This is a genomic window from Propionivibrio pelophilus DSM 12018 (assembly GCF_059569095.1).
This window is the reverse complement of sequence record NZ_JCANUT010000023.1, coordinates 18,618-39,764: the sequence shown is the minus strand read 5'-3', so window position 1 is coordinate 39,764 and position 21,147 is coordinate 18,618. Positions and strand designations below refer to the sequence as shown.

21 protein-coding genes are annotated in these 21,147 nt (G+C 60.9%); 7 read left to right on the top strand and 14 right to left on the bottom strand.

Annotated features, from left to right (window positions below):
• Nucleotides 1-93: 93 nt before the first annotated feature.
• The 5 genes from BO74_RS11190 (at nucleotide 94) to BO74_RS11170 (ending at nucleotide 5,083) form a co-directional block, all read left to right on the top strand.
• A complete protein-coding gene (locus tag BO74_RS11190) occupies nucleotides 94-1,377 on the top strand; it encodes an MFS transporter (RefSeq protein ID WP_496442371.1) in 1,284 nt (427 codons plus the stop codon).
• Nucleotides 1,378-1,412: 35 nt separating this feature from the next.
• Complete coding sequence (locus tag BO74_RS11185; RefSeq protein ID WP_496442370.1) at nucleotides 1,413-2,093, top strand: hypothetical protein; 681 nt, start codon at nucleotides 1,413-1,415, stop codon at nucleotides 2,091-2,093.
• Between the two features lie 628 nt (nucleotides 2,094-2,721).
• Nucleotides 2,722-3,633: a DUF6502 family protein gene (locus BO74_RS11180; protein ID WP_496442368.1), complete on the top strand. Its 912-nt coding sequence runs from the start codon at nucleotides 2,722-2,724 to the stop codon at nucleotides 3,631-3,633.
• Nucleotides 3,630-4,865: a DUF5666 domain-containing protein gene (locus BO74_RS11175; protein ID WP_496442366.1), complete on the top strand. Its 1,236-nt coding sequence runs from the start codon at nucleotides 3,630-3,632 to the stop codon at nucleotides 4,863-4,865. The genes BO74_RS11180 and BO74_RS11175 overlap by 4 nt, the downstream gene beginning before the upstream one ends.
• 44 nt (nucleotides 4,866-4,909) lie before the next feature.
• Nucleotides 4,910-5,083, top strand: coding sequence for a hypothetical protein (locus BO74_RS11170; protein ID WP_496442364.1), 174 nt, complete (start codon nucleotides 4,910-4,912; stop codon nucleotides 5,081-5,083).
• A 12-nt stretch (nucleotides 5,084-5,095) separates the two neighbouring features.
• Here the strand turns inward: BO74_RS11170 and BO74_RS11165 are convergent, their stop codons facing one another.
• The 10 genes from BO74_RS11165 to BO74_RS11120 all read right to left on the bottom strand — a co-directional run bounded on the left by BO74_RS11165 (nucleotide 5,096) and on the right by BO74_RS11120 (nucleotide 14,740).
• Nucleotides 5,096-5,962: an amidohydrolase family protein gene (locus tag BO74_RS11165; protein ID WP_496442363.1), complete on the bottom strand. Its 867-nt coding sequence runs from the start codon at nucleotides 5,960-5,962 to the stop codon at nucleotides 5,096-5,098.
• Nucleotides 5,963-6,001: 39 nt separating this feature from the next.
• Complete coding sequence (locus BO74_RS11160) at nucleotides 6,002-6,922, bottom strand: SMP-30/gluconolactonase/LRE family protein (RefSeq protein WP_496442361.1); 921 nt, start codon at nucleotides 6,920-6,922, stop codon at nucleotides 6,002-6,004.
• A gap of 81 nt (nucleotides 6,923-7,003) precedes the next feature.
• Complete coding sequence (locus BO74_RS11155; RefSeq protein ID WP_496442360.1) at nucleotides 7,004-8,287, bottom strand: TRAP transporter large permease; 1,284 nt, start codon at nucleotides 8,285-8,287, stop codon at nucleotides 7,004-7,006.
• Between the two features lie 3 nt (nucleotides 8,288-8,290).
• On the bottom strand, nucleotides 8,291-8,833 hold the full coding sequence (locus BO74_RS11150) for a TRAP transporter small permease (RefSeq protein ID WP_496442358.1): 543 nt from the start codon (nucleotides 8,831-8,833) through the stop codon (nucleotides 8,291-8,293).
• Between the two features lie 67 nt (nucleotides 8,834-8,900).
• Entirely contained in the window at nucleotides 8,901-9,887 is a 987-nt protein-coding gene (dctP, locus tag BO74_RS11145) for a TRAP transporter substrate-binding protein DctP (protein ID WP_496442356.1), read from the bottom strand.
• Between the two features lie 79 nt (nucleotides 9,888-9,966).
• On the bottom strand, nucleotides 9,967-10,893 hold the full coding sequence (locus BO74_RS11140; RefSeq protein ID WP_496442354.1) for an NAD(P)-dependent oxidoreductase: 927 nt from the start codon (nucleotides 10,891-10,893) through the stop codon (nucleotides 9,967-9,969).
• Nucleotides 10,890-11,588 (bottom strand): RraA family protein, encoded by a 699-nt coding sequence (locus BO74_RS11135; protein WP_496442352.1) that lies wholly within the window; start codon nucleotides 11,586-11,588, stop codon nucleotides 10,890-10,892. Before BO74_RS11135 ends, BO74_RS11140 begins: the two co-directional genes overlap by 4 nt.
• 526 nt (nucleotides 11,589-12,114) lie before the next feature.
• Nucleotides 12,115-13,059 (bottom strand): dihydrodipicolinate synthase family protein, encoded by a 945-nt coding sequence (locus BO74_RS11130; protein ID WP_496442350.1) that lies wholly within the window; start codon nucleotides 13,057-13,059, stop codon nucleotides 12,115-12,117.
• Between the two features lie 91 nt (nucleotides 13,060-13,150).
• Nucleotides 13,151-13,885 (bottom strand): ribonuclease activity regulator RraA, encoded by a 735-nt coding sequence (locus BO74_RS11125; RefSeq protein ID WP_496442349.1) that lies wholly within the window; start codon nucleotides 13,883-13,885, stop codon nucleotides 13,151-13,153.
• 69 nt (nucleotides 13,886-13,954) lie between these two features.
• Nucleotides 13,955-14,740 carry an SDR family oxidoreductase gene (locus tag BO74_RS11120; protein WP_496442348.1) on the bottom strand — a complete coding sequence of 262 codons (786 nt, stop codon included), beginning with the start codon at nucleotides 14,738-14,740 and terminating at the stop codon, nucleotides 13,955-13,957.
• 214 nt (nucleotides 14,741-14,954) lie between these two features.
• Between BO74_RS11120 and BO74_RS11115 the strand changes: the two genes are divergently transcribed.
• Complete coding sequence (locus BO74_RS11115; RefSeq protein WP_496442346.1) at nucleotides 14,955-15,884, top strand: LysR substrate-binding domain-containing protein; 930 nt, start codon at nucleotides 14,955-14,957, stop codon at nucleotides 15,882-15,884.
• A gap of 69 nt (nucleotides 15,885-15,953) precedes the next feature.
• Nucleotides 15,954-16,853, top strand: a complete 900-nt coding sequence (locus BO74_RS11110; protein ID WP_496442345.1) for a LysR substrate-binding domain-containing protein — start codon at nucleotides 15,954-15,956, stop codon at nucleotides 16,851-16,853.
• 78 nt (nucleotides 16,854-16,931) lie between these two features.
• On the opposite strand, the gene BO74_RS11105 is transcribed toward BO74_RS11110, so the two are convergent.
• The 4 genes from BO74_RS11105 to BO74_RS11090 all read right to left on the bottom strand — a co-directional run bounded on the left by BO74_RS11105 (nucleotide 16,932) and on the right by BO74_RS11090 (nucleotide 21,067).
• Complete coding sequence (locus BO74_RS11105) at nucleotides 16,932-17,888, bottom strand: amidohydrolase family protein (RefSeq protein WP_496442343.1); 957 nt, start codon at nucleotides 17,886-17,888, stop codon at nucleotides 16,932-16,934.
• An 87-nt stretch (nucleotides 17,889-17,975) separates the two neighbouring features.
• Nucleotides 17,976-19,505 carry a tripartite tricarboxylate transporter permease gene (locus BO74_RS11100; RefSeq protein WP_496442341.1) on the bottom strand — a complete coding sequence of 510 codons (1,530 nt, stop codon included), beginning with the start codon at nucleotides 19,503-19,505 and terminating at the stop codon, nucleotides 17,976-17,978.
• A 14-nt stretch (nucleotides 19,506-19,519) separates the two neighbouring features.
• A complete protein-coding gene (locus tag BO74_RS11095; protein ID WP_496442339.1) occupies nucleotides 19,520-19,921 on the bottom strand; it encodes a tripartite tricarboxylate transporter TctB family protein in 402 nt (133 codons plus the stop codon).
• Nucleotides 19,922-20,038: 117 nt separating this feature from the next.
• Nucleotides 20,039-21,067 carry a tripartite tricarboxylate transporter substrate binding protein gene (locus BO74_RS11090; RefSeq protein WP_496442337.1) on the bottom strand — a complete coding sequence of 343 codons (1,029 nt, stop codon included), beginning with the start codon at nucleotides 21,065-21,067 and terminating at the stop codon, nucleotides 20,039-20,041.
• Nucleotides 21,068-21,147 lie beyond the last annotated feature (80 nt).

Below are 21,147 nucleotides of genomic sequence, written 5' to 3'. Positions count from 1 at the left end.
CGGGATCCAGCTCGTGCTCCGAAAACCTGGATTCCGGCCTGCGCCGGGATGACGAACGGGTGGTGTGCATACGGCAGCCCTTGAAGGGAGGGAGTGGTCATTCATGCATACGCCCGCTCTTCGATCAATTCCGCCACGGTCCATCACCTGAACATGTCATCCACCTCGGTCTCCTCCCCCGCACGCCAGCCCGCCTTCAAGATCCTCGGCGCGATCAGTTTCTCGCACTTCCTGAACGACACGATCCAGTCGCTGATGCTGGCCATCTACCCGCTGTTCAAGAGCGGGCTCGGTCTCAGCTTCGCGCAGATCGGCCTGATCACCCTGGCCTTCCAATGCACCGCCTCGCTGCTGCAGCCGGTCGTCGGCTTCTACACCGACCGGCGCCCGAAGCCCTTTTCGCTGGCCGTCGGCATGGGCTGCACGCTGGTCGGCCTGCTCACGCTCTCACAGGCCGGCACGTTCCCTACCGTGCTGCTCGCCGCGGCACTGGTCGGCACCGGTTCGTCGATCTTCCACCCCGAATCGGCGCGGGTCGCGCGCATGGCCTCGGGCGGACGCCACGGACTGGCGCAATCGATCTTCCAGGTCGGCGGTAACGCCGGCGCCGCCACCGGCCCGCTGCTCGCCGCCTGGATCGTGCTGCCGAACGGTCAGCGCAGCATCGCCGTGTTCTCGCTGATCGCCCTGCTGGCGATGGTCGTGCTGATCGGCATCGGCCGCTGGTACCGCCACCAGCAACGCCAGCCGGCCAAGGTGCCGCTGTCGTCCGGGCACGCCTTGCCGCGCAGCCACGTGTTGCGCACCCTGGCCGTGCTCCTGGCGCTGATCTTCTCCAAGTTCTTCTACCTGGCGAGCATCAACAGCTACCTGATTTTTTATGTAATGCACCAGTACGGCCTGAGCACCGAGGCGGCGCAGTACCACTTGTTCTACTTCCTCGCTGCGGTGGCGGCCGGCACGCTGCTCGGCGGGCCGATCGGCGACCGCATCGGGCGCCGGCAGGTGATCTGGGTCTCCATCCTCGGCGTCGCGCCGTTCACCCTGGCCCTGCCGTATGTCGGCCCCGGCATGTCGATCGTCCTGACGATGATCATCGGCTTCATGCTGGCTTCGGCGTTCCCGGCGATTCTCGTTTATGCGCAGGAACTGTTCCCCGGCCGCATCGGCACGGTCTCCGGCCTGTTCTTCGGCCTGGCTTTCGGCCTCGCCGGCATCGGCGCCGCTGTCCTCGGGCAACTGGCCGACCACTGGGGCATCGCGGCGGTTTACCGGCTCTGCGCCTATCTGCCGCTGCTCGGCCTGCTCGCCGTATTCCTGCCGAACATCCGCCAACCGGCGCCGGTCACGCCGGTCCCCGACGCCGCAAAGGCGTGATTCAACACTCTCGATGACCTCGCACAGGAGCTGACATGGCACTACTCGGCAAGGCGGCAATGATCCTCGCGTTCGACATCGTTCCGGAAGCAATCGTCGAGCACGACCATTGGCACTCGCAGGAACATCTGAACGAGCGCATGTCGATCCCCGGCTTCCTGCGCGGATCGCGCTGGACGAATATGGGAAGCGGTCAACGCTATTTCGTCATGTACGAAGTAGCCGACCTCGACACGCTGGCCTCCAAGCCTTACCTGGAGCGGCTGAACAACCCCAGCCCGTGGACCTCGCGCATGATGCCGCACTACCGTGGCATGAACCGCGGCTTCTGCCGCGTCGCCTACAGTCACGGGTTCGGTCTGGGTACCTGCGGCCTGCTGGTCCGCCTGAGCCCCGACCCCGATCGCGAAGCGGCGCTGCGCGACTGGCTCGTCACCAACGCCCTGCCCGTTCTTCCCGGCACGCCGGGGCTGGTCAGCGCGCACCTGTTCGAAGCCGCGCTGACACCTGAGATGACACAGGAACAGCGTATCCGGGGAAAGGACAGTGGCGTGGATTGGGTCATCCTCGTTACGGGCCATGACGAGAAGGTCGTCGTCAACCTCGCCACGCAAGGACTCGCGGTGGAGAAGATCAAGGAGCGGGGAGGCATCAACGTGGTCTCGGGAAAATACCGCATGGGGCATTCGCTGTCGATGCAGGAAACGGCCGGCTGATTCCATTCCTTCTCTTCGCTCACGGAGAAATCCGGCGCACCCGCTCACGCGCCAGCAGTCAGCCAACCTGCACCCCGTCACGCCCCCGGCCATGCCGGGGGCCGGCTTCTTGGGCTTATCGCGTTGTCTGGGTTTGGATTCGATCCCGAGTCTGGGTCTGGTCCCGAATCTGGCTCTGATCCATTATCCGATTCTGATCCCGGACTCTTGATCGGTCGCGTGTCCGCGTCTGGTCACGCACAGGAGTGGTTTGGCGCGCCGTATCCGAAGCAGTCCCGTAAGCCGACGGGCCATAGCCGCCGCCCCCGCCCCCTCCACCGCCCCCGCTGCCTCCACCTCCGCGGGCATACGAGACGGAAGGAAGGGCGACGCCAATCGCGACAAACAAGACGAACAATCCTTTCAGTGCGGTGTTTTTCATGATGATCTCCTTCCAATGTCAGAGGCCCGGCATTTCCGGGCATCTCGCATTTGCTTCACTCCTGTCGACAAGCCAACCGTGCGCCAGAACTAACGTGGGAATATTTCCCACGCACAATACATTAACCACAAACCGCGCACACAGCAAGAAATTTGTGTGAAAATTTCCCACAAAAAGATTCACAACCCGGATTCAGGAATTAGATCCATGACCACGCCATCGAAGTCAGACACTTCCAGCGCTGTAACGCCAGGCTCGTCCTCGGCACTGGTCAAGGCATTGCGACGGGTGCTGAAGCCATTCGTCCGCCTGATGCTCGCTCATGGCATTCACTACACTTATCTCGCGGAACTACTGAAAGTCCTCTTTGTAGAGGTAGCGGAGAAAGAGTTTCGACTGCACGACAAGCCTCCGACAGACAGCCGTGTCAGCCTGGTGAGCGGCGTTCACCGAAAGGACGTCAGCCGTCTCCGTGCCCAATTGCCGGATTGCGACGACACGGTGCCCCAGGTCGTGTCCTTGGGCGCAGAACTGGTCGCGCGCTGGCTAGGTTCCCCGCAATATCAGGACGAATCCGGCAAAGCCCGGCCGCTCGCGCGTTTTGCCCGAGAAGGAGGAGAGCTTTCCTTCGAGGCGCTGGTGGCCAGTGTCAGCAGCGACATCCGATCCCGCGTCGTGCTCGACGAATGGCTACGCCTTGGAATTGCGCACCTGGACGATGAGCGGCGCGTCTGGCTAAACACGGATGCATTCGTACCCGCGAAAGGTCTGGAAGAAAAGCTTCACTACTTCGCGCAAAACATCCACGACCACGCCGCCGCCGCAGTCCATAACTTGCTCGAAGAACCACTAGCCGGCACCGGTGAGTTCGTTCCGTTCATGGAACGCTGCGTCTACTGCGACGAACTCTCTTCCGCTTCGCTCCAGTCATTGAGCAAACGCTGCGAAACACTGGGCACGCGGGCCTTGCTCGATGTCAACAAATCGACATTGGAAGCCTATGCCAAGGACCAGGCCGAGAATTCTGACCAGCCGCGCTACCGCATGAGGTTTGGCGTCTATTTCTATACCGAACCGATGACCTCGGACGACGGCACCAACGAAAGAGGCGGCTCATGAAAGCCGCCTTCATGCGTCCCTCCGTTTCCCTGATGGCCGTCCTTTGTCTGACGCTGGCAAACAGCTGCAGCGTTTCGCCGCAAAAGCTATCCAGCCTTCAGCGTATCAGCGTATGCACATCCGGTGCCTCCCTGATAAATCCGGAGGCCGCGCCGGGGATCGGCGGCACCGGGCAGTCGGCCAACGCCCCCGGCATTGGGGGAACGGGGCAGATTGCACTGCGTCCGGGGATTGGAGGAACGGGAAGCGCCGCAACCCCGGCGAATGCCGCCGACCGGAACATCGGACTGGTTGGCGTTGTCACGGGCTTCGCCAGCATTTGCGTAAATGACGTGGAAGTGCATTACACGCCATCAACCCCCGTACTTGAGGATGGCAACACTGGCCGAACCAGCGATCTTGCCGTGGGGCAACTCGTCGCCATACGTGCGAGCGGCACGCTGGAAGACAGTAATGATCCCATCCAGGCGCAACAGATCGCCGTGTTGCACGCCGCCATCGGTCCTCTCACCCGCCTGGACAAGGTAACAGGCGAATTCGAGGTAATGGGACAACGAGCAACGGCACTCGTGAAGAACGACCTGAACCGACTGCACGTAGGCGATTGGGTCCGCGTGAGCGGGCACCGTCTGGCAGATGGAAGCATACGCGCCAACCAGGTAGAACGCGTAACCTCGCCGTCGCCTCGGGCACTGGTCCTTGGCCCTGTCACGAGCATTCACGGCACCACCGTCCACGTGGGAACGACAGCCGTGCAATTCGACTCACTCCCGGACGGTCTGGAATTGCGACGCGAAATCGCTGTTCGAGGACGCTGGGCTTCCGATCATATCCTCGTCTCGAAGAGCACCTTGCAGCCAACCCGTGCCGAACTCGGACGGACCAACACGCTGGTGCTGCAGGGATACGTGCATGCCGCGCACGGCAACGAGTTATCGCTGGGCTATGACTCGATGATAGTTTCCGGACAGGTTCGTGTGCATGGCGGAACGCTGGAGTCACTGACCGTTAACCAGGAAGTACAAGTACGGGGGCATATCGACGAAAATCAGCGCATGGTGGTGGAACAAATCACCATTGGCAGCGATAACGGTGGCAGAGGTCAGTCCACCATGAATCAACACGGCCGTTCGGGCTCTTTGCATGGAACAACACACGGCAGTGGTAGAACCTCGGGAAATTCAGGTGCAGCCGGAGGAGGAAACGGCGGAGGAAGCGGAGGTGGCCGTTAACAGCGACGCCAATCTTCCCGATCGGAAAACTTACCGGACGGGCCATGGCACAACTCGATTCCACACAAACACTCGACACAGCCTTGAGGGCCACGCGCAAGAGGCCGGAGTGGCACGCGCAGACCAGAATGTCACTGACCGAACGGATCGCCTCGCTGATCGAGCAACGCGCCATGCCCACAATTCGGCGCTTGATCGCAGAAGACGAGTCTGGCTGATGTTCCCGTCGATCAATCCGCCCAATAAACCCGCGTCGGATTATCCACCAGAATCTTGTGCCGGGTCGCCTCGTCAGGCGCCCAGAGAAGAAGCCTGTCGAGGATCAACGCATCATCCGGTTTGGGGTCTGTCGTAACCAGCGGATGCGGCCAGTCCGTTCCCCAAAGAGTGCGTTCCGGAGCGTGCCGAACCAACTCCGCGGCGACCTCATCGATATCCGAGTACTCGGGCGGTCCTACGCGCGACGTGATGTAGGGTGCCGAAAGCTTCACGTAGACGCGCCCGGTATCGAGCAATCTGCACAACGTGTTCATCGATGGATGGCGAACGCCCTCCGGCTGACTCACGTAGCCGAAATGATCGATGACCAGCGTGCACGGCAACCCGGCCAATGCCGACTCGGCCGCGACGAGCGCGTCGCCCTGGACTGCAACCATCTGGATATGCCAGCCGAACCGCGCGATACGATTCGCGTACGCAACGAACTGTTCAGGCGGCGTCGGGGCATCGCCGATCAAATAAAGCCGGATGCCTCGAACACCATGCTCGTGCAATCGCGCCAGTTCTTCGTCGCTGACATCCAGCTTCACTGCGGCGACACCGCGCGTGGTGGCGCCGAGATTATCGAGCGCATCGACGAGGCAGCTGTTGTCGAACCCGTAACTCTGCGGCGAGGTGATGACGGAGCGCGACAGCCCCAACCGTCTGAGCAACAACCGGTAGTCCGTCACCGTACCCCAGATGCCCTGGCGGCCGTTCGGGCGGGGGAAGCGCGGATCGAAAATGTGATGGTGGCAATCGGTGGCGCCGGGCGGAAGCACGAATTTCGGGGGCGCCGCTCCGAAAGAATGCGGCACAACGATTGTTTCTCCCTGCATAACCCCCTCCCAAGCGATCTGTTATCGAATAGTTTCCAACTACTGCCCGGTTCCGCGCTCACCGACGTCCCGGCCCCCGTTTCTGACGGTGACGCCGGGGGTCTCCAGCTCAAAGCGCAAAACACTGCCGGTCACCGACTCGGTGCAGAACAGCGTGCTCCGCTTCGGTCCGCCAAACGCCAGATTCGTTAGCGACGGGCCTACCGTGGTGGGCAAAAAGCCGACCGGGCTGCGGATGACCATTTCGGCTTCGGCGCGACGGTTGAGCACCCAGGCCACGCCGAGGCCCGGATTCGCCACGATGAGGCGACCGCTTTCGTCCATGGCCAGGCCGTCCGGCCCGCTGGAACCGAACGAGGTGAAGAACTGGCTGACCTTGGACACGCTGCCATCCTCCATCAGCGGGGCGCGCCAAACGCAATTTCCGCGAGTCACGGCGATGAAAAGAACCTTCTCGTTCGGCGAGAGCACGATGCCGTTCGGACTCGGCACATTCGACAGCAGCAGGTCGAGTTGCCCGGTTTTTCTCAGCCGGTAAACGCGGCCGCTCGGATCGTGCAAACCGCTCTGCCCCTGGTCGGTGAAGTACAGGTTCCCTTGCGAGTCGAAGGTCAGGTCGTTGATTCCCTTGAACCGCTCGCTGTTGCGGCGCGCGAGGAACGAGCGGGTTTCTCCGGTAGCGATGTCGCAGATGACCAGCCCGTTCTTGTAGTCAGCGAGGATCAACTCGCGCTCATTCAGGAACTTCATGCCGTTCGGTTCGCCGTCGTACTCGGCAATTTGCGTCCACTCGCCCGCCGGATCGATGCGGAAGATCCGGCCGAACGGGATGTCGGTCACGTACAGATTGCCCGCGGCATCAAACACCGGCCCTTCGAGGAACGAGTCTGTCTCGAGGCCGCCCCGGTTGGCATCGGCCCACACCGAACGCACGCCGGTGCGGCGGAAGTGCTGTGGCATGGAAGTGAATACTTCAGCGTCATGAATCACAGGGGGTTGCAAGAAAATCATCGTTTTATTCCGGAGACAAGAATGGGCCGATCAGCGCATCTGGCTCGGCAGCCAAAGCGCGATATCGGGCACGGCAATCAGCAGGAAGATGAACAGGATGATGAGGGCAAAGAACGGCGCCGTCCCGGCCACCACGTCCTCCACCTTGAGTTCTCTCCAGGTACTGGCTACGACGAACAGGATCACGCCCAGCGGCGGCGTCAGTTGGCCGAGTTCGACGAGAATGACGATGTAGATCCCGAACCAGATCGGATCGATGCCATACACCGCGAGCGTGGGAAAGATGATCGGGATGGTGATCGCGATCATCCCGAGGCCTTCCATGAAGCAACCGAGAATGGAATAGAACACCAGGGCGGCAAGCAAGAAGCCTGTACGCGAAAGTCCTGCATCCCGCAGCCATTCGGCGAGCGTTTCGCCGAACCCGGACAGCGCCGTGGCGTAGGCGAAGATCATCGAGACAAAAACGATGAACAGGATGTTCCCGCTCATCACGAGCGTACGATGGATCGCCGTCCTGAGAATCCCGACACTCAACGAACGGTAACCCACCGCAATGACCAGCGCGCTGACCACGCCGATGGCGCCGGCTTCCGTCGGGGTCGCCACGCCGCCGTAGATGCTCCCCATGACCAGCCCGATCAGGGCGAGGAAAGGAAACAGATCCCGGAAGGACTTGAGCAGACTGACCTCCCCTGCGGCCGCTCGTGGTGCCAACGCCGGATTGGCGATCGATCGCCCCATGATGTAGATCACGTAGAGCAGGGCCAGCACGAGCCCCAGCACGATGCCGGCCATGAACAGCTTCGGGATGGAGGTCTCGGTAAAGGTCGAGTAGACGATCATCGTGATGCTGGGAGGAATCAGAATACCCAGCGTGCCGCCCGCTGCCAGCGATCCCGCCGCGATTCGCTTGTCGTAGCCGAGCCGCCCGAGTTCGGGCAGGGCGACCGTTCCGATGGCGGCCGCAGTCGATGCGCTCCCACCGGAAACCGCCGCAAAAATGGCGCAGCCGAAGATGTTGGTGTTGAGCACGCCGCCGGGCAAGCGTCGAACCTGCGGCGAGATGGCGGAATAGAGACGCGAGCTCAGACCGCTGCCCAACAGGATCTCCGCCATCAGCACGAACAGAGGAATCGCCGAGAGCGTGAAGCTGTCCGCCGCTCCCCAACTGACGAGGCCGAGCGATTTCAGCCCGCCGAAGCCGCGCAGCAGATAGATGTACGAAATGGCGGAAATGCCCACGGCGAAATGCACCCACAGGCCGCCGAGCATCAGGCCGATCAGCAAGCCAAGAATCAGGATGGTTTCCATGAATTACTCTCCTGCCGGTTCGTCACCGGGCAATGCATGCTCTTCCGAGCCGCCCATGCTCCCACCCTGCAACAGCCTGTCCACGGCGAATGCCAGCAGGATCAGAAAACCGATGGGAAGAAGAAGCTGCGGGAGGTAGATGGGCGTCTCAAGTTCGGTCGCGGCGATTTTTCCGCGTGTAAATGAACTCCATACCATCAACGACGTGAACCACATCATCGTGGTGCAAAAAACGATGGTGATTGCCAGATAGACAATCCCCAGGGCTTGTTTCAGAGAGGCCGAAAACTTCTCGAAGAGGAAACTGACGCGAAACATCGCGCCTTCACGAAAGGTGATGCTGACACCGAAAAAGGTAACCACCACGACCAGATAGCCGGTTATTTCCTCGACGAAGCCCAGCGTCTGGTTGAACAGCGTACGCAGAAGAACGTCCACCACGACAATCGTGGTCATCACGACCAGCGCTGCTCCGCCAATCGCGTTACACAGACGCGCCAGTAATCGAGATATTGAATTCATGCTGCCTCCTGGCAGTCGGCTCATGGCACCTTCTTTCGCCATGAGCCACCGCAGATTTTCTGAAAAGTGATTGAGTGGTGCAGAATATTTTCTACTTCCCGATCGCCTTTCTTACCGCCGCCAGCGCTTCAACATACTCCGGCCCCTTGGCCTTGGCCCATTCCGACCAGTAAGGTTCGAGCTTCTTGATCGCCTGCGACGCATCGGCTGGCTGCGCATTGATGATGGTCATTCCGGCCTTCTTCTGAACCTCCATCTGTTTGACTTCATCGTCCAGGAATTCGGCGTTGATGCGTTCGCATTCAGCCGAGACCGCCTGCGCCAGGACCGACTTGCTCTTGGCCGGGAGCGCATCGAAGGCGTCCCTGTTCGCGATGATGACGCTGTTGAAGTAACTGACGCCGAAGCGGTAGTTGAACTTCAGGAACTCATGCCAGTTCTTAGCGCCGCCGGCGCTCGCGGTAATCACCCCGTCAACGACCCCACGCTCCAGCGAGGTCGGAACTTCGGTTCCCGGAAGGTTCAGCGGCAGACCGCCGAACGACTTGATGAACTCGCCCTGCTCCGGCGAAGTCACGCGAATTTTCTTCCCTTTGAGATCATCGAGCGACTCGACCTTGAAATTGGTGAAGAGGGTGTTCTGGGGATAGACATACTGCCCCAGATAGACCACGCCCTGCTTCTCGAAGCCCTTCTTCAGATACGGCTCCATCGCGGCAACGGCCAACTTCCACTCCTTTTCGGAGTTGATCAGCTGCGGCAGCCGGAGGACGCCGCCGATCGGGACGGAGCCAAGGAAGAACCCGTCCGCGGCGAACTGCACGAGGCCATCGCCGACGGCCTGCGTGATGTCGTTCGAGCCGATCTGCAGCGTCTTGCCCAGATTGAGCTTGATGCTCAGTTTCCCACCGGTCTCGGTCTTGACCTTCTCGATCGCGCGCTCCATGCCTTTCACGGCGGCGGTGCTCGAAACCGCCGAATAGGTATAGCCGGTCCATTTATCCGCCGCAACGGAGGCAAGCGGAGCACTTCCGACGAGAACGGCCAGCGAGGCAGCCATGAGTTTCATTGCGTTCATTACGAGTCTCCTGCGTAGAGTCACAAGTGTGACGAATGTGACGATGTTGAACTGCTCCCTTGACTGATGTTCTTCCGCATCAGCGTTGATTGTTGATGACCAACAGTGCATTTCGCGCCGCCGCCAAGCCCATCTTGACGTAGGCATCGGCGGTCACGCCGCCGATGTGGGGGCTCAAGGTAATCCGTGATTCTCCATGGAACGGATGTGGCGCAGTCATCGGTTCGACGGCAAAGCTGTCGAGTCCGGCGCCGGACACTTTCCCCGAACGTACCGCCTCAAGCAGCGCCGCCTCGTCGATCAACCCGCCGCGCGCGGTATTGACGATGATCACCCCTTCCTTGCACGCCGCCAAGGTTTGCGCATTGACCAGCTTGCGATTGTCGTCGGTCAGAGGACAGTGCAGTGAGATGGCATCCGATTCGCGCCAGATCGTTTCCAGATCGACGCGCTGGATGTACGACGGCAAATCCTTGGCGAACGGATCGAATCCCAGCACGCGCATCCCCATCGAATCGACCATCTTCGCGAAGCGCAGACCGATGGCCCCCAGCCCGACCACGCCGATGGTGCGCCCTTCGAGTTCGACGCTCTTGTGCGTCGCCTTGTCCCAGAAGCCGGCGTGCATGCGCGCATTCAGCGTCACTACGGACTTGGCGCAGGCCAACAGCAGCGCCAGCGCCTGTTCCGCCACCGCGGCCGCATTCGCACCAACCGCCGCGACCACCTGAATCCCGCGTTGTTTAGCCGCTTCCTTGTCGATGGTATCGGTCCCGCTGCCATGCTTCGAGATGACTTTCAGATTCGGCGCCGCATCCATCGCCGCCGCGCCGACCTTGCTGTAGCGCACGATGATCGCCACCGGATCATGCTGCTTGCACAGCGCGACAATGTCGTCCTCGGTCGGCGTTTTTCCGGCATAAACGATTTCATAGTCGGTCAGCAACGCCAGCGCCTGCGGCGCCAGGTCCGCCGCGGTGATCAGGATGACGGGACGCGCGCTCACAGCGTCTCTCCTTCCTTGATCACTCCGGCGGCACGCAACGCGCCATCCAGCCAGGCGGGCGCCAGCGCCTTGCGGCTCTTGATCTCGGCAATCCGCTTGGTCTCGGCGGCTACCTTCTGCACCGCCAGCGGAAGCATTGCGGCCGCCTTGTCGCGCTCGATCACGGTGACACCGTCGGCATCGCCGACCACCAGATCGCCCGGCGAGACGCTGACGCCGCCGATCGAGATCGGATGATTCAACCGCCCGGAGACCGACTTGGTCGGGCCGTTGGGGTTGAGTCCGGCGGCGTACATCGGAAAGCCGAGTTCGCGGATCGCCTCGCTGTCGCGTACCGCACCGTCGATCACGACCGCCGCGATGCCGAGGGCAACGCACTGCTGCGACATGATCTCGCCCATCAGCGCGCAGCTCAGGTCGCCCTTGCCGTCGACGACGATGACGTCGCCGGGCTTGGCGATGGCCATCGCGGCATGAATCATCAGGTTGTCCCCGGGGCGCACCTCCACGGTAACGGCGGGACCGGAAAATTTCATCGAGGGCGACAACGGGGAAATGCGCCCGTTGAGCGCGCCACGCCGACCGGCGACGTCGGCCAGGATCGAAGAAGGAAACTGTGCTGCCTGCTCGACAATTTCCGGACTGACGCGCTCGATTTCGCGGATGACGTCAGGAAGCTGGGCGGGGATATTCATGAACGAAACCTCCAAAAAAGTCGGACCAAATGCCGAATGAATTGCCGAATGGCCTAAAGTTGAAGCGAGGCCCTGGTGTTTAATTCTTTTGAGAAGTCGGGACAGGCGTAATCCGCTGCCATGCCCCTTCCCTTGCGATCGATTATTTCAAGCGCAAAACATAAACACCAATCGATTTTTATTTAAAACCGATCAATTAAAACAATGGAATTGCTTGCGCGAAGAGGGACATTCTGGGGACGAGCACTCTCACATCATGGCGGCTTTCGGCTCTTGGCCAGAGTGAGTTCGCCGAGTCGGCAAACTGTGCTTCAGTGTGAGTTTATGCTGAACGGTAGTTGACCGGCGCATTGCCGCCCGACCTTGTTTTCCCCGGCAACGTCCGCAGTGGCCGACTGCGGCCGATTCGTCGATTATGAACGACTGCTGATCAAGCCCCGACACCGCTGGTCAGACACAAGGAAAATTCCCGGTCAACTTTATTGCAATCGGGGTATTGGGCAAGGCTCGAATCGGCACGACAACCTCACTCGATTTCCCGCAACCGTTTCTCCTGCCTTCTGGTCAGGCGTTCGATATCGGCAATATCGGCGGCCGTCAATTTCGGCCCCGGTTTGCGAACGGCGGCAGAGGCAATTACGCCTCGCGTCGCGAGGATATGCTTGCGCACAGCCAATCCGACATTGGGTTGTTGCTCATAGCGCGCCAGCGGCAGATAGGCGTCGAAGATGTCGTGCGCGCGTTCGATATCACCTGCCGCATGTGCAGCCACGACGCCGACCATCATTTCCGGATAGGCGAACCCCGTCATGGCTCCGTCCGCGCCCCGCGACAACTCTTCGGGCAGGAAGAGGCCGCCGCCGTTGCCGGTGAGGATGGCGACGCGCCCGATTTCGCCGCGATCACTTGCCGCCCGGATTGCACTGAGCTTGGCGAGACCCGGGATGTCCTCGTGTTTCAGCATGACGCAGGTCGGCGAATTCTTGATGATGCGAAGGATGGTATTGGTCGACATCTGGACGCCAGTGGATACCGGATGGTCTTGCAAACACCATGGAATATTCGAGCCAAGGGTTTCGTTGACCATCTCGAAGTAAGCGACGATCTGGTCGTCGGTGCGCACGGTTTGCGGAGGCGCCACCATGACGCCGGACGCCCCCATGTCCATCACACTCACGGCCAGCTCACGCATCGGGGCAAAGCCGGGGGCCGAGGCGCCGACGATCACGGGAACCTGGCCATTTGCTCGTGCCAGGACCCGCCGAACGAAGATGCGCGCTTCGTCAGCCGTAAGCTTGGTGGCCTCACCCAGAATGCCGAGAATGGTCAGCCCCGTCGCGCCCTTGTCGATATAGAAATCGACCAGGCGGTCCGTGCTTTCCAGATCCAGTTCACCATTGTCACGAAACGGCGTGACGGCAATCAGATAGACGCCCTTGGCCGAAGCATCAAACGTATTGGCAGTCGTCATCTCGCATCCTCGTTTCGCATCCTCATCTCCCGTCAAATCCTGGAAACACGGAAATAGTCGTCATCCCGGCCTTCGCCGGGATGACGAATCTTCAATCCGCGCTTCCCTTACGGCTTGCCTTCCAAGCCTCGTAACGCGCCTTGTTCTCCTCGTTTGGCGGATACAGGCCAGGCAACGGAACCCCCTGCTCGACCTGCTCCATGATCCAGCCCTCAAGCCGTTCCTGCTCGGAAGCGAGCGCAACGACCTCATCGACGAGATCGGCCGGAATCAGCACGGCGCCGTCCTGATCGACCACCACGACATCGTTGGGGAACACCGCGACGCCGCCGCAAGCGATCGGCTCCTGCCAATTGACGAAGGTCAGCCCTGCCACCGAAGGAGGCGCCGCCGTGCCTGAGCACCACACCGGCAGGCCGGTAGCAAGCACACCCGCCATGTCGCGCATCACCCCGTCGGTCACCAGTGCGGCCACGCCACGCGTGGTCATGCGGTTGCAGAGGATGTCGCCGAAAATGCCCGCATCCTTGACGCCCATGGCATCCACGACGGCGACGCAGCCTGCCGGCATGGCTTCGATCGCGGCGCGCGTCGAGATGGGCGAGGCCCACGAGGCCGGAGTGGCCAGATCCTCACGGGCAGGGACGAAACGCAGGGTGAAAGCGCGGCCGACAATGCGCGGCTGCCCCGCTGCGATCGGCACGGTGCCGCGCATCCACACGTTTCTCAGTCCCTTCTTGAGCAACACGGTGGTCAGCGTTGCGGTCGTAATGCCGGACAATGCGTCGCGAATTGCCGGATCGAGGGGTTTTGATTCAGTTTGCATGGCCATTCCTTTCCAGAGAGTTCCTGAATGCCCGGATGCATGCATGCAAGCACCTGGTTTTGCCGTATTTCAGATGCTCGAAATCATTCCGCCATCGACCCGGATCACCGAGCCCGTCATATAACCGGCCTGCTGACTGGCGAGGAAGGCAACGACGGAGCCGTATTCCTCGGGACGGCCATAACGCCCCAGCGGGATCGACGCCGTGCTTTCCGCAGCAACCTCGGCAACTGTCCGGCCTTCCCGCTTGGCCTTCTGCTCATCGAGGAAGGTGATCCGCGCCGTTGCGACACGGCCCGGCAAGACGATGTTGGCGGTGATGCCATCGCCGCCGACTTCGCGCGCTAGCGTTTTCGACCAGCCGACAAGGGACATGCGCAGGGCATTGGAGACACCCAGGTTGGGAATCGGCGCGATGACGCCGGAGGACGTGCTGGTCACGATCCGCCCCCATTTCCTCGCCCGCATTCCCGGAAGCACCCGGTCGGTAATCGCGATCACCGACAGCACCATCGCCTGGAAATGCTTGGACCACAACTCGGGCGACTGCCCGGCGGCCGGGGTGGGAGGTGGTCCGCCGGTATTGTTGACCAGGATATCCACGCCTCCGAAGCGATCTTCGATGGCGCCGATAGTGGCATCGATCACCGACAGGTCAGCCAGATCCCATGTCATTGCCATGGTCTGCACGCCTGTACTCTGCAATTTCTCCGCCGCTATTGCCAGCGCCTCGGCGTTGATATCCGCCAGAACGATATTGGCGCCTTCGGCAGCGAGTGCCTGTGAGATGGCCCCACCCAGCCCGCCTGCGCCACCGAACACCAGCGCGGTCTTTCCCTTGATTCCGAGTTCCAAGTCATTTGCTCCTTAGCTGTTACCAGAAAAAATGCCAAGCAGCCCTGTACAGGCCTTGGCCCCATCGTGAAGGCGATTTCCCCGACACCCGATAGAGGACGCAATCATCTGGCGGAAAAACACGATCTGACCATATGTCGGGGTTGATTCTATATATCCGCTTCTCTAATATGAAACGAATTTCTCTTCTACTCGTAATCGATATTTTTTATATATGATCCGATACCTGCGGACCTTCGTCGTTGCCGCCGAAGCATCATCGTTTTCGGCGACTGGCGCGCGCCTGGGATTGACCCAGTCGGCGGTCAGCACTCAGATCCGAAGACTGGAAGACGATCTCGGCTGCCAGCTATTCGAACGCAACGGCAAGTCCGTCACCATCAGCGAGGCCGGGCTACGCCTCCTGCCTGAAGCGATGCAGCTGCTTGACCTGTTCAATCGGATGAAGGGGTCCGGCGACCGGCCGGATACCCGGCCCATCGACATCGGCGCGATTTCAACTGCCCAGATGACCCTGCTGCCCAAGGCATTGCTCCGCTTTCGCCAGGATTTCCCGGACGTTCGGCTCAATATCGTTCCAGGAATGTCGACGCAACTGCTCATGCAGATTGATGCTCGGGAGATCGATATCGCCATTATCATCAAACCCCGACTGGGCATCCCTCCCGATCTGCGGTGGATACCGCTGATGCAGGAAACCTTTGTCGTCATCGCACCCGCAGGGCTATCGCTCGCGCTCAACGAGCTTCCCGGCGGTCTCTCCTTCGTCCGCTACAACCGCACCTCCCACGGCGGGCAGATGGTCGATCGCTACCTCAAACAGAACAACCTCTCGGTGCGAGACACGCTCGAACTGGACGAACCACTGGCAATCATGAACGTGGTCGGCGAAGGGTTGGGATGGTCGATTCTTCCCGGAGAACTGATCCCGCTCGCCGCCACGCCGACGGTCAAGGTTTTCCCCTTGCCGGGTCGTCCGCTGATGCGGGAAATCGGGATCGTCGTGCGGGTGTCGTCCCTGAAGCGCCCGTCGGTTTCCGCGTTCATCGACAGCATGGCCGCCGAGGTCGACAGCTTTCGCCAGCGAAACCGGTTCGAATTCGATGCGGCCGGTTGTCCCTCGTGGAAAGCTGCGGAGAAATGACCGTTCTTTGGTAATCTGCCAACGGACTCCGAAACAACTTCCAGACAATCACCAACGCGACACCTTCCCATGGACTTGCGCGACCTTCGCTACTTCGAAACCATTGCAGAACTGGAGCATGTCGGCCGGGCTGCGGACATTCTTCACCGTACCCAGCCGGCACTGACCGGCTGCCTGCGCCGGCTGGAGGAGGCCTGCGGCGCACCGCTGTTCGAAAAGTCGGGGCGCGGTATTCGCCTGACGGCTGCAGGCAAGGTGCTGCTCAAGTGGGCGCGAAGCCTGCGCTCCCAGGCCGAAGATGCCGAACGGGAAATCAAGGAGTTGTGCGGCGGCGTGACCGGTCATATACGCATCGGGATCGTGCCGACGGCGGCGCAGTTCCTGTTGCCACCGGCCGTACAAAAGCTGCTGGCAGAGTCACCCAAGGTCACCTTGCGGACGGTCGTCGCGCTTTCCACCTCCCTCAAGCAACAATTGCTGCAAGGCGAGCTGGATCTGATCGTAGGGACCGAAAGCAGCACGGAAGAGGGGCTGGTTTCCCAGATCCTCACGGAAGACATGATCGTGGTGTCTGCCGCGGCCAACCACGAGATCTTTCTCCACGAGCCGACACTGGAGGATCTTTGCCGCTACCCCTGGGCACTGCAACCGCCGGGCGCACCAACCCGCGACTGGCTTGACCGTGCCTTCGATCAGCACCACTTGCGGCGCCCGAAGGTACAGGTCGAAACCACGACTTTGTTGATGCTGCCCGCGCTGATAGCCGAAACAGGACTGCTCAGCTTCATCTCGCGCCTGCACCTCGAATCGAATCCGGAGGCCGCTCGACTGAAAGAGGTCCCGGTCAGCGAGCTCAGCATGCGCCGCCGGCTCGTCGTCACCTATCGAGAGGGTGGCTACCTCCCGCCCGCGGCGCGGCGATTGATCGAACTCTTCCCGCACTCGATCGGGCTGGACGGCGACGCGTAGGGGACTGAATCAGTCAGCGGGGGACAACGAGCGGAGACAAGAGAAACCCGGCGTATTGCCGGATTTCCCGCCAATCGATCAGAACCCGTAGAGCCTTGCAGGGTTGTCGACCAGGATGCGCTTGATCAAAGCATCTTTTCCGGCCCATTCGCCCAGCAGACTCAACAGAATCGCGTCATCCGGCTTGCTGTCCGGCTTGGACGTGGGATGCGGCCAGTCGCTCCCCCAGACCACCTGATCCGGCGCGGCCTTGATGAAAGCCTTGGCGATCGGCGCTCTGTCAGAGTACGAAGGCGCCCCCACCTTGGACCGGATGTACGCACCAGACAGTTTCACCCACGCTTTCTTCTGCTGCATGAGTTTCACGATCACCCCAATCGCCGGATCGTTGAGCTCCGTAACATGTCCGAGGTGATCGAAAACGATCGGGCACGAGCTCTTGTTCCAGATGTCGGCGTTCGCAGCGATCGTCTCCGGCTTCGCCACCACCTGGATATGCCACCCCATGGGCTTGATCCGTTTACAAAGCGGAAGAACCATATCCAGAGTGGCTGCTCCGCCGGGCACCGACAAGTTGAAGCGAATGCCTCGTACGCCCGCGGCATTCAGTTCCTTGAGCTCTGAGTCGGCAACCCGGTCATTGACGACGGCCACACCGCGGGTCGCTTCCGGCCCGAACGCCTTGAGGGCAGCGATCAACCCGCGGTTATCCACCCCGTAGGTCGATGGCTGCACGATGACGTTGCGCGAGGTACCGAGCCGCTTTTGCAGCAGCTTGTAGTCGGCGACTGTTGCATCGGGCGGCCGCAACGTCGATTTCGGATCGGCAGGAAAGCGGGCGTCGTAGATATGATGGTGCGTGTCGGTCGCGTTGGGCGGCACGCTGATCGTCGGTCTGCCGACGCCAGCCGAAAAGGGAACGGCCTGCCCAATGGAGTCGGCGGTAACGCAGCCCAAAAGGCTCATGGTTGCGGCGCACGAGACAAGCAGTTTTCCAGCCACCGCGGCACAGCGAATAGTCGATTGTTGCTTCAATTTCATCCTCCCCAGGATATTTACAGCGAAAAAAAGCCGCGGGCGTTGCAGACGCATGCCCGCGGCGGACCTCGTTTTTCGTCCGGCTTACTTCTCCGTCGCTGCTGCCAAGGTGTCGTTACCCCGGCGCTTCCGGCTCGCCAGCATCTTCTTGATCATCGGCCAGACGATGATGAACACCGTAAAGACGATGATGATCTGGCATATCGGGCGACTCCACAGGATCGACCAGTCATTGCGGCTCATGCGCAACGCCAGGCGGAGATTGCCTTCGGCGAATTCGCCCAGGATCAGACCGAGCACAACCGGAGCCATCGGGAACTTCAACCGATCCATCGCGTAGCCGATGAGGCCGAATCCGAGCATCAGATACACGTCGAACATGGATTCGTGGATCATGAACACGCCAACCACCATCAGCGCCATGATGATCGGGCCGAGCAACTGGCGCGGCAAGCGCAAGACCTGGGCAAAGGCATTCGTCGCCAGGGAACCGCCGAGGAAGAACAGCAGAATCCCCGAGGCCAGGAATTGCCACATGAAGCCGTAGACCACGTCCGGATGCTCGCGGAACAGCATCGGGCCGGGTTGCAGGCCATGAATCATCATGCCGCCAAGCATTACCGCCGCCACCGAGGTGCCCGGAATGCCAAGCGTGAGCGCGGGAATCATCGCCGCGGCGGTATCGGCGTTGTTGGCCACTTCCGATGCCGCGACACCCTCCGGGTTGCCCTTGCCGAAGCTGTCCGGGTCTTTGGAATTACTGCGCGCTTCGTTGTAGCTGAGAAAACCCGCCATCGACCCGCCCGCACCGGGCAGGATGCCGACGAGAATCCCGTAGATCGAGCCGCGCAGCCACGTCTTCCAGAAACCGAACATACTGGGGAGTGCCTTCCAGATGCTCTCGGTATGCAAGCGCATGGAGGACTTGGCCGCCTCCGGCATGATTTCTTCGAGCAAGGAAATGGCCGGCGGCATCGCGTACAAGCCCACCAGAACAACGACGACGTTGATTCCATCGAGCAGGTGGAGGTTGCCCCAGGTGAATCGATCGTTGCCGGTAATGGAGTCGGCGCCGACCAGCGACAGAAGCACGCCGAAGCAGGCGCTCAAGAGCCCTTTGGTCACGTTTCCGCCGACCAGGAAGACGATGCTCGTCAAGCCGAAGATCGCGATCCAGAAGACTTCCGGCGGGCCGAACATCAGCGTCAGCTTGGCCAGGGGCGGTGCCAGCAGCATCAGCGCCAGCGCGCTGGCCAGCGAGCCGATGGCGGAGGACACGAGTGCCACCTGCAAGCCGTACCCGCCCTTCCCTGCCTGCGCCAGCGGGTAGCCGTCGAGCGTCGTTGCCACCGCCGCCGGCGTACCGGGGATGCGCAACAGAACGGCCGGAATGGCGCCACCGTACATGGCACCGTTGTAGATGCCGGCCATCATACCCAAGGCCACCAGCGGATCCATGCCGAAGGTGAAGGGAACGAGGACCGATATCGCCATCGTGGCGCTCAACCCCGGTAGTGCCCCGACCAGGATTCCGGCAATCACGCCGACGATGACGGCGAAGAAATTGGCTAGCGCAAAAACCTGCGGCAGCGCACCGAACAATTGATCAAACATGATTAGCCCTTCGTTCAGCGAAGAAAGAATTCAGCGGGGAAATTGGCGCTCATCACCAGCGTAAAAATGCCCAGCATCCCACCCACGAACCCCACGGTCGCGGCGGTGATGACCTTGACGTTGCGATAACCGAAGAGCCAAGCGGTCAGCGGAATCAGGATCGTGCTCGAGGTGTAGAACCCGAGAAAGTCCACGCAAGGGATATACACACAGGCCAGCGAGGCCGCGATGAAGAAGCGTTTCTTGTCATGAAAAAACGCCTTGGCCGCCTCACCGTCAAGCCGTCGCCGGATACTTCCCGCCACCAAGATGACCGACAGCACAATGGAAAGCACCAGCATGAAGACCGGGAGCATGCCGGAGGCCCCGGGCATCTTGAGGGCATCGCGCAAGAGATAGGCGCTGATGCCGATCAAGACAACACCGCTCGTCGCATCGGCAGACCACAAACGGCTCAATCCATCAGACTTCATTTTCGTTTTTCCCTCTGTTTTGAGAATGGCAAGACCCTTTGATTCGATACCGACCCACGGTTATTTCCACGGCACCCGCTCCCAGATCTCCTTGGCAACCGCGGACTGGCGCTGACTGAGCGCCTTGTAGGCAGCCCCCGAAACCATGCGCAATGGCGCGCCCTGTTTTTCCAGAGCAGATTTAAGCGCGGGGTCAGCAAACGCGGATTCAAAGGCCGTCGTGAGCTTCTTCGCGACTTCAGGAGGCAAGCCTGCTGGCCCGACGAATCCGCGCAGAGAACCCATCTCGACGTTGAAGCCCTGCTCTTTGACGGTCGGAACATTGGGCGCCTGGGGCAGACGTTCGGCGGAGAACACGCCGATCACGCGCAACTCCTCATCGAAACCGGTCGTCTGGCTGAACGCCATCGTGCCGAGTTTGACGTGCCCGCCCATCAGCGCCGAGCGGGCCGGCGCTGCGCCCTTGAACGGCACCAGTGCCAACTCGACACCTGCGCTCTTACCGAATTCCAGCGCGGCAAAATGATCGTTTCCTGCCAGCGAGGCCAACCCCACCGTAACTGAACCCGGTTCCTTCTTGGCGACCGCAACCAGGTCGCTGACGGATTTGATCGGGCTATCCTTTTGGACGACCAGGGTACTGGGGTCTTCCACCATATTGACCAGGTAGGTAAAGCTGTCCATCGTGTAGTCGGCCTTGCGGTCAAGGGTCATGGCCGCCGCGGCTGGCTGGTTAAACGTCCCGATGGTGTAGCCGTCAGGCGCGGCGCTTGCGACCTGAGTAAAGCCGATTTGCCCCCCGGCGCCCGGGACATTCTTGATCACCAGCTTTGCATTGCCGCCGAGATACTTTTCGACGTAAGGCGCGACTGTCCGGGCGAGGATGTCGGTACCGCCGCCGGCGGCATAGCCGACGACGATCGTGATCGGTTTTTCGGGATACGCGGCGCGTGCCGCGAGCGGTGCCAATGCCAAGGCGAGTACGAGACTCGTCGCCAACCGGTACGTGTTGGATTTCATACGTTGCCCCTCCATGTTTTCCAGACTCAGACTTTGTAAAGCACCCGACTCGATTGCAGTCGAGGCCATCAAATAGCGCTTTATTGTTATTCAGTCTTTTTGAAGACTGTTCGGTGCCCGGTGTGCTGGCTCGCCGTGGCGATTCATCC

Coding starts and splice junctions, on each gene's coding strand:
- BO74_RS11110 (WP_496442345.1), top strand. CDS start 15,954: ATGGACTTGCGCGACCTTCGCTACTTCGAAACCATTGCAGAACTGGAG.
- dctP (WP_496442356.1), bottom strand. CDS start 9,887: ATGAACGCAATGAAACTCATGGCTGCCTCGCTGGCCGTTCTCGTCGGA.
- BO74_RS11165 (WP_496442363.1), bottom strand. CDS start 5,962: ATGCAGGGAGAAACAATCGTTGTGCCGCATTCTTTCGGAGCGGCGCCC.
- BO74_RS11090 (WP_496442337.1), bottom strand. CDS start 21,067: ATGGCCTCGACTGCAATCGAGTCGGGTGCTTTACAAAGTCTGAGTCTG.
- BO74_RS11185 (WP_496442370.1), top strand. CDS start 1,413: ATGGCACTACTCGGCAAGGCGGCAATGATCCTCGCGTTCGACATCGTT.
- BO74_RS11100 (WP_496442341.1), bottom strand. CDS start 19,505: ATGTTTGATCAATTGTTCGGTGCGCTGCCGCAGGTTTTTGCGCTAGCC.
- BO74_RS11115 (WP_496442346.1), top strand. CDS start 14,955: ATGATCCGATACCTGCGGACCTTCGTCGTTGCCGCCGAAGCATCATCG.
- BO74_RS11170 (WP_496442364.1), top strand. CDS start 4,910: ATGGCACAACTCGATTCCACACAAACACTCGACACAGCCTTGAGGGCC.
- BO74_RS11135 (WP_496442352.1), bottom strand. CDS start 11,588: ATGAATATCCCCGCCCAGCTTCCTGACGTCATCCGCGAAATCGAGCGC.
- BO74_RS11150 (WP_496442358.1), bottom strand. CDS start 8,833: ATGAGCCGACTGCCAGGAGGCAGCATGAATTCAATATCTCGATTACTG.
- BO74_RS11125 (WP_496442349.1), bottom strand. CDS start 13,885: ATGCAAACTGAATCAAAACCCCTCGATCCGGCAATTCGCGACGCATTG.
- BO74_RS11160 (WP_496442361.1), bottom strand. CDS start 6,922: ATGCCACAGCACTTCCGCCGCACCGGCGTGCGTTCGGTGTGGGCCGAT.
- BO74_RS11130 (WP_496442350.1), bottom strand. CDS start 13,059: ATGACGACTGCCAATACGTTTGATGCTTCGGCCAAGGGCGTCTATCTG.
- BO74_RS11155 (WP_496442360.1), bottom strand. CDS start 8,287: ATGGAAACCATCCTGATTCTTGGCTTGCTGATCGGCCTGATGCTCGGC.
- BO74_RS11175 (WP_496442366.1), top strand. CDS start 3,630: ATGAAAGCCGCCTTCATGCGTCCCTCCGTTTCCCTGATGGCCGTCCTT.
- BO74_RS11180 (WP_496442368.1), top strand. CDS start 2,722: ATGACCACGCCATCGAAGTCAGACACTTCCAGCGCTGTAACGCCAGGC.